Annotated in this window: 8 protein-coding genes and 2 pseudogenes; 8 read left to right on the plus strand and 2 right to left on the minus strand. The window is 65.3% G+C overall.

Translation table 11 applies throughout. The features are described from left to right. Positions 1-71: 71 nt before the first annotated feature. From ACFFWD_RS13430 to garD, 6 genes and pseudogenes are all read left to right on the plus strand, one after another. Positions 72-1,410 (plus strand): annotated as a pseudogene (locus tag ACFFWD_RS13430) (MFS transporter). 119 nt (positions 1,411-1,529) lie between these two features. Further along, a complete protein-coding gene (locus ACFFWD_RS13435) occupies positions 1,530-2,435 on the plus strand; it encodes a LysR family transcriptional regulator (protein WP_376965746.1) in 906 nt (301 codons plus the stop codon). 124 nt (positions 2,436-2,559) lie between these two features. Next, a complete protein-coding gene (gene kdgD / locus ACFFWD_RS13440) occupies positions 2,560-3,501 on the plus strand; it encodes a 5-dehydro-4-deoxyglucarate dehydratase (RefSeq protein ID WP_376965748.1) in 942 nt (313 codons plus the stop codon). Positions 3,502-3,530: 29 nt separating this feature from the next. Next, entirely contained in the window at positions 3,531-4,886 is a 1,356-nt protein-coding gene (gene gudD, locus ACFFWD_RS13445; RefSeq protein ID WP_376965750.1) for a glucarate dehydratase, read from the plus strand. Positions 4,887-4,908: 22 nt separating this feature from the next. Then, positions 4,909-6,355, plus strand: a pseudogene (locus ACFFWD_RS13450) (aldehyde dehydrogenase family protein). 251 nt (positions 6,356-6,606) lie between these two features. Further along, positions 6,607-8,148, plus strand: a complete 1,542-nt coding sequence (gene garD, locus ACFFWD_RS13455) for a galactarate dehydratase (RefSeq protein ID WP_376965751.1) — start codon at positions 6,607-6,609, stop codon at positions 8,146-8,148. Positions 8,149-8,188: 40 nt separating this feature from the next. Here the strand turns inward: garD and ACFFWD_RS13460 are convergent, their stop codons facing one another. Both ACFFWD_RS13460 and ACFFWD_RS13465 read right to left on the minus strand, forming a co-directional pair. After that, positions 8,189-8,902, minus strand: a complete 714-nt coding sequence (locus ACFFWD_RS13460) for an outer membrane protein (protein ID WP_376965752.1) — start codon at positions 8,900-8,902, stop codon at positions 8,189-8,191. Positions 8,903-8,925: 23 nt separating this feature from the next. Further along, positions 8,926-10,614 carry a hypothetical protein gene (locus tag ACFFWD_RS13465; protein ID WP_376965754.1) on the minus strand — a complete coding sequence of 563 codons (1,689 nt, stop codon included), beginning with the start codon at positions 10,612-10,614 and terminating at the stop codon, positions 8,926-8,928. Between the two features lie 325 nt (positions 10,615-10,939). On the opposite strand from ACFFWD_RS13465, the gene ACFFWD_RS13470 reads away from it, so the two are divergent. Further along, positions 10,940-11,917, plus strand: coding sequence for an AraC family transcriptional regulator (locus ACFFWD_RS13470; protein ID WP_376965756.1), 978 nt, complete (start codon positions 10,940-10,942; stop codon positions 11,915-11,917). Positions 11,918-12,118: 201 nt separating this feature from the next. Next, positions 12,119-12,334, plus strand: coding sequence for a hypothetical protein (locus tag ACFFWD_RS13475; RefSeq protein ID WP_376965758.1), 216 nt, complete (start codon positions 12,119-12,121; stop codon positions 12,332-12,334). Positions 12,335-12,389: the final 55 nt, after the last annotated feature.

The following is a 12,389-nucleotide window of genomic DNA, read 5'->3' on the forward strand; positions in this document are numbered from 1 at the left end:
GCCTTCGGCTTGGACCCCTTGCCACCGTCTCTCTAGGACAGTTCTCGAGGAAATTTACGAGGAGGTGCGCCATGAGCGCTGTCGTGTCCGCTACGGAGGCGAGGAGGTCCCGCGTCCGGCTTCTGATCGTGACGATGCTGTTTCTCGTCACCACCGTGAACTATGCCGACCGCGCGACGCTGTCGATCGCCGGTCCCGCCCTCTCCAAGGAGCTGCATCTCGATCCCTTCGCGATGGGCTATGTGTTCTCGGCCTTCGGCTGGTCCTATGTGATCGCGCAGGTTCCGGGCGGTTGGCTGCTCGATCGCTTCGGTTCCAAATGGGTCTATGCGGCGAGCATCATCATCTGGTCGATCTTCACGGCGATGCAGGGCCTGGTCGGTTTCCTGGCTGCCGGAAGCGCTGTCATCGCACTGTTCGGCCTGCGCTTCCTGGTCGGCTTCGCCGAAGCGCCGTCGTTCCCGGCCAATGCCCGCATCGTCGCGGCCTGGTTCCCCGGCAATGAGCGCGGGACCGCGTCGGCCTTCTTCAACTCCGGGCAGTATTTCGCGACCGTGATCTTCGCCCCGCTGATGGGCTGGATCGCGCACGACTATGGCTGGCGCAACGTGTTCTACGTGATGGGCGCGCTCGGCATCATCATGGGCATCGTCTGGATCAAGACGATTTACGGGCCGAAGGATCATCCCGGCGTCAACGAGGCCGAGTTCGACTACATCAAGGACGGCGGCGCGCTGGTCGAACATGGACGCACCGAAGGGTGCGAAAGCGCCCGACAGCGGTCCGAAATGGGATCACATCCGCCAGCTCCTCGCCAACCGCATGATGCTCGGCGTCTATATCGGCCAGTACTGTATCAACACGCTGACCTATTTCTTCCTGACCTGGTTCCCGGTCTATCTTGTCAAGGAACGTGGGCTGTCGATCCTGCAGGCGGGCTTCGTCGCCACCCTGCCCGCGCTGTGCGGCTTCATCGGCGGGGTACTCGGCGGCGTGATCTCGGACACCATCCTGCGCCGTACAGGCTCGCTAACCATGGCCCGCAAGACTCCGATCGTCGGCGGCATGCTGCTGTCGATGGCAATCATCGGCTGCAACTATGTCGACGGCCAGGCGCTGGTGGTCGGCTTCATGGCGCTCGCCTTCTTCGGCAAGGGCATCGGCGCACTCGGTTGGGCCGTCGTCTCCGACACCTCGCCGAAGGAAGCCGGCGGCGTCTCCGGCGGGTTGTTCAACACCTTCGGCAACCTCTCCTCGATCACCACGCCGATCATCATCGGCTACATCCTGGCCGCCACCGATTCGTTCAACGGCGCGCTGGTGTTTGTCGGCCTCAACGCGCTGGTCGCGGCGATCGCCTACCTCTTCATCGTCGGCGAGATCAAGCGGGTGCAGCTGAAGGCGGCATGAGCGTGGGCCACCTTTAGCAACGACAATTCAACGGCGGCTTCGGCCGCCGTCTTTGTCTTTGGGGGACATCGATGCTAGAACGCACAAAACCTCGCCTCATCAATTCCGGGCAGGCATCGATGTTCGACCTGAACCAGCTCCGCTGTTTTGTCACGGTGGCCGAGGAGCTGCATTTCGGCCGCGCCGCGGCGCGGCTCAACATGACGCAGCCGCCGCTCAGCCGGCAGATCCAGGTCCTCGAGCACATCGTCGACGCGCCGCTCTTGGAGCGCACCAGCCGCTCGGTGCGGCTGACGCCGGCCGGCCGCAGCTTCCTGCCCGAGGCGCGCCGCATCCTGAAGCTCGCGGAGTCGGCCTCCCAGGTCGCCCGCCGCATCGCGCTCGGCAAGACCGGCTCGCTCAAGATCGGCTTCACTGCCGCTGCGGCCTACGGCTTCCTGCCCGATCTGATCGCGGCCTGCCGCGCCCGCCTGCCCGAGGTCGATTTTTCCCTGAAGGAGATGGTATCCGGCGACCAGTTCGAGGCGCTCGCCACCGGCCAGATCGATGCCGGCCTGCTGCGCCCGCCGGTCGCGCGACCGGAGCTCGCGAGCCGCCGCGTCGTGGCCGAGCCGCTGCTCGCTGCGATCCCGAAGAAGCATCCGCTGGCGTCAGCGGCAACTGTCACGATCAAGGATTTCGACGACCAGCCCTTCGTGATGTACTCACCTTACGAGAGCCGCTACTTCCACGATCTCCTGGTCGCGCTGTTCACCCGCGCCGACGTGCTGCCGCGCTACGTCCAGCATCTCAGCCAAATCCACTCCATCCTCGCGATGGTGCGCGCCGGCCTCGGCGTGTCGATCGTACCCGAGGCCGCCGCAAGCCTAAAAATCGCAGACGTCAGGCTGAAACCGCTGAAGCTGCGCACGCCGGCGCCGGTCGAATTGTTCATGGTCTGGCGGCGCGACCATGAGAATCCGCTGCTGCCGGCCCTGATCGACATCGCCACCGAGATCGCCGCGCCGCACCTCGGCGATAATTGATGCTGAAAATGCATCGCTCGATACCGCGTTTGGCTTGGACGCGCATCGAACGGCTTTCTAGAAAAGGCGCCATCGAGGCGCGCTGGTCGCGCATCCCCCTCAAACACATTCCCGGAGTGGCGCCATGAGCAAGATGACCCCGCAGGAAATGGCCGCGCAGATCGGCGGCGGCCTCCTGTCCTTCCCCGTTACGCCGTTCAAGGCTGATTATTCCTTCGACGAGGCAACCTATCGCGAGAACATGGACTGGTTGTGCGGCTATGACGTCGCGGGCCTGTTCGCGGCCGGCGGCACCGGCGAGTTCTTCTCGCTGACGCCAGCAGAAGTTCCGCAGGTGGTGAAGGTCGCCGTCGACCAGACCAAAGGCCGCGTGCCCGTGCTCGCCGGCACCGGCTACGGTACCGCGATCGCGCGCGAGATCGCTGTCGGTACCGAGCAGGCCGGCGCCGACGGCCTGTTGCTGCTGCCGCCCTATCTGACCCATGCCGAACAGGACGGCCTTGCCGCGCATGTCGAGGCGGTTTGCGCCGCCGTGAAGATCGGCGTCATTGTCTACAACCGCGACAACGCGATCCTGCAGCCCGACACGCTGGCGCGGCTGGCCGAACGCTGCCCGAACCTCGTCGGCTACAAGGACGGCATCGGCGACATCGAGCTGATGACCCGGGTCCACACCAAGCTCGGCGACCGCCTGACCTATATCGGCGGGCTTCCGACGGCGGAAACCTTCGCGCTGCCCTATCTCGACATGGGCGTGACGACCTATTCCTCGGCCGTGTTCAACTTTGTGCCGGAATTCGCCACCAGCTTCTATGCCGCCGTGCGCCGGCGCGATCACCAGACCATCCATGCCGGCTTGAAGGATTTCATCCTGCCGCTGATCGCGATCCGCAACCGCAAGAAGGGCTATGCCGTCTCGATCATCAAGGCCGGCATGAAGGTGATCGGCCGCGACTCTGGTCCGGTCCGCCCGCCGCTGACCGACCTGACCGCGCAGGAGATCGCCGAGCTTGCGGCGCTGGTGGCGAAGCTGCCGCAGGCTGCAGCGCAACAGGCTGCGGAATAACGCGCGGCGACAAGAAAAGGGAGGAGCAGATGATTCAGGACACGATCCGAGCCGGCTTTGCCGGCGCTCCCGTCGTCACCGCGATGGAGGTGATCCCGGTCGCCGGCCGCGACGGCATGCTTCTCAATCTGAGCGGTGCGCATGCGCCGTTCTTCACCCGCAACCTCGTCATCCTCACGGACAATTCCGGCCACACCGGCGTCGGCGAGGTGCCGGGCGGCGAGAAAATCCGCAAGACCCTAGAGGACGCAAGCGACCTCGTGGTCGGCCAGACCATCGGTGCCTGCAACAACATCCTGGCGTCGATGCGCGAAAAGTTCGCCGACCGCGACGCCGGCGGCCGCGGCAAGCAGACCTTTGACCTGCGCGTCACCATCCACGCGGTCACAGCGGTTGAATCCGCGCTGCTCGATCTGCTCGGCCAGCATCTCGGCCTGCCGGTTGCGGCCCTGCTCGGCGAGGGACAGCAGCGCGCGAGCGTCGAGACGCTTGGCTATCTCTTCTTCGTCGGCGACCGCAGGAAGACCAGCCTGCCCTATATCGAAGGTGAGACCGGCAAGCCCGAATGGTTCAATCTGCGTCATCAGGAGGCCATGACGCCGGACGCCGTGGTGCGGCTCGCCGAAGCAACGCAAGCGCATTACGGCTTCGCCGATTTCAAGCTCAAAGGCGGCGTGCTCCGCGGCGAACAGGAGATCGAAGCGGTCACCGCGATCGCCAAGCGCTTTCCGAACGCGCGCGTCACGCTCGACCCGAACGGCGCCTGGTCGCTGGATGAAGCGATCCGCCTCTGCAGCAACATGCACGGCGTGCTCGCGTATGCCGAGGACCCCTGCGGCGCCGAGGCTGGCTTCTCCGGGCGCGAGATCATGGCCGAGTTCCGCCGCGCCACCGGGCTACCGACCGCGACCAACATGATCGCGACCGACTGGCGCCAGCTCTCCCACGCGCTGCGCTTGGGAGCCGTCGACATTCCGCTCGCCGATCCGCATTTCTGGACCATGCAGGGCTCGGTGCGTGTGGCGCAGACCTGCCGCGACAATGGCCTGACCTGGGGCTCGCACTCCAACAACCATTTCGACATTTCACTTGCGATGTTCACCCATGTCGGGGCCGCGGCACCGGGCAAGGTGACCGCGATCGATACCCATTGGATCTGGCAGGACGGCCAGGCGCTGACCAGGGAGCCGCTGCAGATCGAGGGCGGCAAGATCGCGATCCCCGACCGTCCCGGCCTCGGCATCGAGATCGATCGCGGTGCCATCGAGGCGGCGAACGCGCTATACAAGCAGCATGGGCTCGGCGCCCGCGACGACGCGATCGCCATGCAGTTCCTGATGCCGGGCTGGACCTTCGACGACAAGCGTCCCTGCCTCGTGCGCTAAACAGAAAAGGTTGGAGAGAAACATGACCGCTCTGCAGAAAAACTTCATCGCCGGCGAATGGGTCGACGGCTCCGGCATCACGCGGGACATCAACCCCTCCAACACCAAGGACGTGGTCGGCGAATACGCCAAGGCAGACAAGGCGCAGACCGAAAAGGCGATCACCACCGCCAAAGCCGCCTTCCCAGCCTGGTCGCGCTCGACCCCGCAAGAGCGTTTTGACGTACTGAACAAGATCTCGGCGGAAATCCTCGCCCGCAAGGAGGAGCTCGGCCGCTTGCTCGCGCGCGAGGAAGGCAAGACGCTGCCGGAGGGCATCGGCGAGGTCGCACGCGCCGGGCAGATCTTTGCGTTTTTCGCCGGTGAGGCGCTGCGCCTGATGGGCGAGAAGGGCGCGTCCGTGCGTCCGGGCCTTGAGGTCGAGATCACCCGCGAGCCGGTCGGCGTTGTCGGCATGATCACGCCGTGGAATTTCCCGATCGCGATCCCGGCCTGGAAGATCGCGCCCGCGCTCTGCTATGGCAACACCGTGGTGTTCAAGCCGGCAGAACTCGTGCCGGGCTCGGCGCACGCGCTGTCCGAGATCATCGCGCGCTCCGGCATTCCCACCGGCGTGTTCAACCTCGTGGTCGGCTCTGGCTCGGTGGTTGGCCAGACCCTGCTCGAACATCCCGATGTCGCGGCGATCTCCTTCACCGGCTCGGTCGCGACCGGCCGCAAGATCGCGCAAGCCTGCGTGCTCTCGAACCCGATGAAGAAGTTCCAGCTCGAGATGGGCGGCAAGAACCCGCTGGTCGTGCTCGACGACGCCGACCTTAAGGTCGCGGTCGAGGTCGCGGTCAACGGTGCCTATTTCTCGACCGGCCAACGCTGCACGGCGTCCTCGCGCTTGATCGTCACCGCAGGCATTCACGACCGCTTCGTCGCCGCGATGACCGAGCGGATGAAGGGCCTTTCAGTCGACGACGCCCTGAAGAGCGGCGTGCATGTCGGTCCGGTCGTCGACCAGAGCCAGCTCGACCAGGATCTCCGCTACATCAAGATCGGCCAGGACGAAGGCGCACGCCTGCATTGGGGCGGCGAGCTCTTGAACCGCGAAACCCCCGGCTTCTATCTGCAGCCGGCGCTGTTCACGGAGACCACCAACACGATGCGCATCGCGCGCGAGGAGATTTTTGGCCCGGTCGCCTGTGTGATCCGCGCCAAGGATTACGAAGAGGCGCTCGCGATCTCCAACGACACCGAATTCGGCCTCGCGTCAGGCATCTGCACCACCAGCCTGAAATACGCCTCGCACTACAAGCAACAGCGAGGCCGGCATGGTGATGGTCAATCTGCCGACCGCCGGCGTCGACTATCACGTGCCGTTCGGTGGCCGCAAAGGCTCGAGCTACGGCGCGCGCGAACAGGGCGCCTACGCCCGCGAGTTCTACACCACGGTCAAGACCGCCTATACGTTCCCGGGCTAGAGCAGATGAGACGAGATCGTGCCGCGTAGGTGCTGCGCTCCCTCTCCCGCTTGCGGGGGAGGGCTGGGGTGGGGGTATCACCACGAGTCGCATTGCTGAGAGAGCCCCCACCCGGATCGCATCTCCGATGCGATCCGACCTAAGAGCGAGCTTCGCTCGTCTCGACCCCGCGAGCGGGAGAGGTGAAGAGAAGCCCGAATCGGCTCAATTCATCCAGAGCTAGTTCGCAATAATCCCGTAGGAGCGTACGTATGGACCAGTCGATCGGTGCAAAGGAGCAGCCCCGCTACATCAGGCTCAACGAGCGCGACAATGTCGCGATCGTCGTGAACGATTTCGGCCTGCCTGCCGGCTCCCGCTTTGCCTGCGGCCTGACGCTGCGCGCCTACGTGCCGCAAGGACACAAGACCGCGCTCATCGACATCGCCGAGGGCGCGCCGATCATCCGCTACGGCGAGGTGATCGGCACCGCGCTGTCGCCGATCCTCGCCGGCGAATGGGTCGACGAGGCCCGTATCCGCATGCCGGAGGCGCCGGCGCTCGACCAGCTCGAGATCGCAACCGCCGTACCCGCGCCGCTGCCGCCACTCGAAGGGTTCACCTTCGAAGGCTATCGCAATCCGGACGGCTCGGTCGGCACCAAGAACATCCTCGGCATCTCGTCCTCGGTGCAATGCGTCAAGGGCACGATGGAATATGCGGTGAAGCGCATCCGTGCCGAGCTCTTGCCGAAATATCCCAATGTCGACGACGTCGTGCCGCTCACCCATGCCTATGGCTGCGGCGTCGCGATATCAGCGCCGGACGCGGTGGTGCCGATCCGCACGTTGCAGAATCTGGCACTCAATCCGAATTTCGGCGGCGAGATTTTGGTTGTCGGCCTCGGCTGCGAGAAGCTTGCGCCCGAACGGCTGGTGCCTGAGGGCATCGACAACGCCATCGTGCGGATGCAGGACGAGGCCTTTGACGGTTTTGGCGCGATCGTCGATGCCATCATGACCCAGGCCGAGGCGCGGCTGAAGGTGCTCAACACCCGCAAGCGCGAGACCTGCCCGGCCTCCGATCTCGTGATCGGCCTGCAATGCGGCGGCAGCGACGCGTTTTCCGGGGTCACAGCCAATCCCGCCGTCGGCTTCGCCGCCGATCTTCTGGTGCGGGCCGGAGCGACCGTGATGTTCTCGGAAGTGACCGAAGTCCGCGACGCCATTCAGCTCCTGACCCGCCGCGCTATCAACGAGGACGTCGGCCGCGCGCTGGTACGCGAGATGGCCTGGTACGATGCCTATCTCGCGCGCGGCGGCGCCGACCGCAGCGCTAACACAACGCCGGGCAACAAGAAGGGCGGGCTTGCCAACATCGTCGAGAAGTCGCTCGGCTCGATCGTCAAGTCGGGCTCGGGCCCGATCGCGGGCGTGCTGTCGCCCGGCGAGAAGGCGCGGCAGAAGGGCATGCTGTTCGCCGCGACGCCGGCGAGCGACTTCATCTGCGGCACGTTGCAGCTCGCCTCCGGCATGACCTTGCAGGTATTCACCACCGGCCGCGGCACGCCCTATGGCCTTGCCGCCGCGCCTGTCATCAAGGTCGCGACCCGCAGCGAGCTTGCGCGCCGCTGGAAGGACCTGATCGATTTCGACGCCGGCTGCATCGCGACCGGCGAGAAGACCATCGAGGAAACCGGCTGGGACCTGTTCCGCCTGATCCTCGACGTCGCCAGCGGCCGCACCAAGCCGTGGTCAGATCGTTGGGGCATCCACAACGATCTCACGCTGTTCAATCCGGCGCCGGTGACCTGAGGCCCGGCCGCTCCAGGCCCGGCGCAGAATCGCCTGGCGTTCAGTAGCGCGCCGTCACCGCTGCGTCGCCGCCGAAGTGGTAGTTCACGCCGAACCGCGCCAGGCTGACATTGCGCTCGGTCAGCTTGCCAGCCAAGTCGCTCGGCGTCGACGTCCCGAACGAAGGGATGAAGAGATACTCCGCCTTTGCCGACCATTGCGGCAGGAACATCCATTCCAGGCCGCCACCGACGACGGCTCCCCACATACCATTCGGCTGGGAGTTCTCTGTGTTGAAGTTCGTTGCCTTGAGCCCGGCGAAAGCAACGCCGCCGGTGATGTAAGGCATGAACTGGCCGAACGCCACGCCCACGCGGCCGCGGCCGGTGTGCAGCCAAGTGATCTTCGTCCGGCAGGGAACTGGGCCGGCGCAGCCGCCATTCGACGTGTTGCCGTCGATATCGGCCGCCGAGATGTCACCCTCGACCCCGACGGTGAAATTGCTGAACTGCCAGTCGTAGCCGACCGTGGCACCGGCGATCCACCCGGCCTGGGTGAAATCTCCGGAATCACCGACGCCGCCGAACGGAGCGCCGGTCTGGTCCTGGCGCGAGGTTCCGCGCCCCCAGCCGCCGGCGACGCCGAGATGGAATCCGGTCCAGGGTGCGCCGACCGTCGTGGCCTGCGCATAGGGCACCGCCGCGAGATCCGCCGCTGCGGCCTGGCCGGCGACAACGCCCAACAGCGAAGCGAGGGCAATTGCGTGCTTGATCATTGGTCTCATCCTTCGCGTTTCGCTTAATTGCCGGGGAGCTGGTAGCGCAGTTCGGTGAAGAACAGGTGCGTGTGCGCATCGGGCGGCGCACCTGCCGCCACGAACCAAGGCTCACGCCGCAGGAACGAGTACTGCGCGAGGCCCGTGATGGCGCCGTATTGCGGGTCGGCCCAGAAGGTATGCTTGAGGTCGAGCGTCCATTGTTCGATCTGCTTGTTGGCGGCGATCGGCGAGCCCGGGAAGCCAAAGCCGGCATAGCGACCGGGGACCGGGTTCGTAGGATCCAGGAAGTAGTTGCTGTCGAAGAATGCCTGACCGTAATAGGCCGCCAGGATCGTCGGCGGGAGTACGCGCCACTCGAAGCCGGCGAGATAGCCGTGCGAGCGAACCGTCGAGAGCGCGACATCATACACGCCCGCGCTACCGGTCACTGTGGGGACAACATCCGGACCGAGCGCTCCGAGATAGCGGCCACCGCCAGCGCTCCAGAACGCATTGCCCACAAGCGTGAAGGTCCTGAAGAATTCGAGATTCGCCGCAACCGTCGTCGCCCATCCGTTCGCATCGTGCCAGCCGAAGTTCGATCCGATGTGGGTCGGGAGAGCCGTGGCCCGGAAATGCCGCCACATGCCGGCCGCCTCGAGATGCAGCCGCGTCCCGGACCAGACATCGCTGTCATAGGCCGCCTTGGCGACCACATCCGGCATCCGGTTCGGCGTGCCGGGAAGGGCTCCGGTGTCGAATTGCGGTCCGAGCTGCGCATTGAAGGCGAACGGGTAGACGACCTCGCCGGCACCGACGTATTGCTGCGGGTTTTCGACGCCGGCGCCGATCGTAAAATTCGGCGTCGCGTGCCATGCAAAATGCGCCGCCGCCTGGCGCGCCCAAGGCAGCCCGACCTGAAAACTCTGATCGATATTGTTGGTCAGGAAAATATCCGACGGATCGGGGCCCATGCCGTACCGGTTCGGCGTGAGCCAGCTATAGGTCTGGCCAAAGCTGGTCTCGAACTGACCCACCTTCACATCGGCATAAGCGAGCCGCATGCGGAAGGTGTGGCTGTTCGAATTGACGTTCACGTTGGCGGGATCGTTGCCGTTGAAATCACCCTCGAAATAGCCGGTGAGGTCGACGCCCCTGATGTTGCCGTGCGCGCGCAGTCCGAGCACCGAGTTCTGCGCCGAGAGCCGTGTCTCGGTCATCTGGCCCTGGACCGTATTGGAGAACGGGATCGCGCCGAAATTGGTCGTGGTCGCATTGCCCGTGTTGGTATTGCGGCTTACGCCCGTCAGCGCGAGGTATCCGACCGGGGCGATCTCGAAGCCGCCGATCTCGATGGCGGCGGCCTTGCGCGGCATCGGCGCCGGGCCGCCGGGTGCCGCGGCCGGTGGCGGCACGACGGCCGTCGGGGCTGGGCGCGCGTCCGACGTGGCCACACTCACCGGCCGCGACTTCGACTTCAGCGCCTGCACCTCGCCGTCGGCGAGGACGCCCTTCCGGCGCAGCAGCGCCACGAGGCGGTCGCCCTGCTCGGCTGACGGCGCCGAGCTGACCGCGCGGGCTTCGCTCGACGAGATCACGCCCTTGCTGGCGAGCAGCGAGAGAAGCGCCTCCGTATCGCCGGCCATGGCCGAAGCGACGCCACATCCGACGAGTGCAGTGACCGCCGTCGTCGCGAGCAGCACCTTGCGAATTCCGAGACCTCTTCTCATTCCAGCTCCTCCTGAAACCGTCTCCCGTCGCGCAATGGCGACGCGAGAGCCTCCATGCAGGTCGGCAAGGCGGGCGGCACCTGTGCAACAGGCGGCGCCTTCCATGCAGACGTTGCTGCTTCGGCTTGGGGAGACCTATCCGGGGGAGCCGGGGTGCGCTCGGACTGGGATGAACTGGATTGGACTCCAGTGAACACCTCTGCGATTTGACGGCAGACGATGCATCGCTGCCACAGTGGACGATGGCGATTGAAATGACGCGAGAATCCGATATCAACAGGTCAACGCCATCGAACTGCCGGGCGGTGGGTTGCGACTACGGAGCATGACCTCGCCACGTCCCTTCTTCACCCCCGTTCAGGCCTCGACTGACGCGTTTCCCGCCCGGCGGCGTCTGGCCATGTGGCGCGAGATCTATGGCCGCAACATCGCCAATGTCGACATCGAGACGATCGACGACACGCCGTTTCATGCCAGCGTGACCTTCCAGGGCCTGCCGGACGTCGGCGTGGTGACGGGATCGCGCTCGCCTGCCCATTATCACATCACAAGGCAACATCTTGCCACCGCACGCGACGGCTTTGGACTGTCGATGCTGCTCAACGGAGCCGCCACCACACGGCAGCTCGGTCGCGAGCTCACCGTTCGACCCGGCACCGCCTCGGTGATCTCGGGCACCGATCCGTCGGTGAACACGATGCACACCTCCGGCAGCTTCATCACCCTCGTGCTTCCACGGCCTGATGTCGCAGCCCTCGTCCCGCATCTCGGCGCGGCCTACGCGCGGCAGATTCCCGCCGACAATGGCGCGCTTCGGCTCCTGATCCGCTATGTGCAGACCTTGCAGGGCAGCGGCCCGCTCGATGCCGTGCTGGCCAAGGCCGCCGCGAGCCACATCGTCGATCTCGCCGCGCTTGCGATCGGCGCGAAAACCGATGCGGCGCATGAGGCCCAGCAGCGCGGCGTCGCAGCCGCGCGGCTGCAATCGATGAAGGCGGAGATCCGGGACCGCCTCGGCGCCGGCGACCTCTCCGCCGCCACGGTGGCGCTGCGCCACGGCGTGACGCCGCGCTATGTCCACAAGCTGTTCGAACGCGACGGCACGACCTTCTCCGAATTCGTGCTCGCCCGAAGGCTCGAACGCGCCCTGCAAATGCTGCGCGATCCGCGCTTTGCAACATTGACGATCAGCGCGATCGCGTTCGAGTGCGGCTTCAGCGATCTCTCCTACTTCAATCGAACCTTCCGCCGCGCCTACAACGCGACCCCGTCGGATATCCGTCACGCGATCCTGCGGCTGTGATAATCTGCTACGTCGCCGCCGCCCGCGACCTGATCCCGCTTCGTCCGGAGCGACGCTATGCTTTCTCCCGTGCACATCGCCTGAAACGATCGATCGGGAACTTTGCTGAACAGGCATTCACCTGGATGGCGAAATGATCACATTCTCCGCGTTGAATAGCCTGAATCAGGTCCCCACGTCCTCTTCAACGGAGGACTTCCCATGATGAAGCAGTCGCAGCACTTCCTCGAAAATGCGGAGAACTGCGCCCAGCTCGCCGAGCATGCGCCCGACGAGCCGACCTACAACCGCTACAAGCGCATGGAAGAAGCCTGGCGCGCATTGGCCAGGGAGCAGGATTGGCTCGACGGCGAACGTTCACCGCTGGAGATGCGGCCTGAGCGCAAGGCAACTGCCCGTTCCGCGGGGCGGACCTAGAGCAGATTCTGATCAGACGCGATCATAACCGGCAGCGGCGAAGAAGTTCAGGCAC

It is taken from the genome of Bradyrhizobium erythrophlei, assembly GCF_042430365.1.
GTDB lineage: Bacteria > Pseudomonadota > Alphaproteobacteria > Rhizobiales > Xanthobacteraceae > Bradyrhizobium > Bradyrhizobium erythrophlei.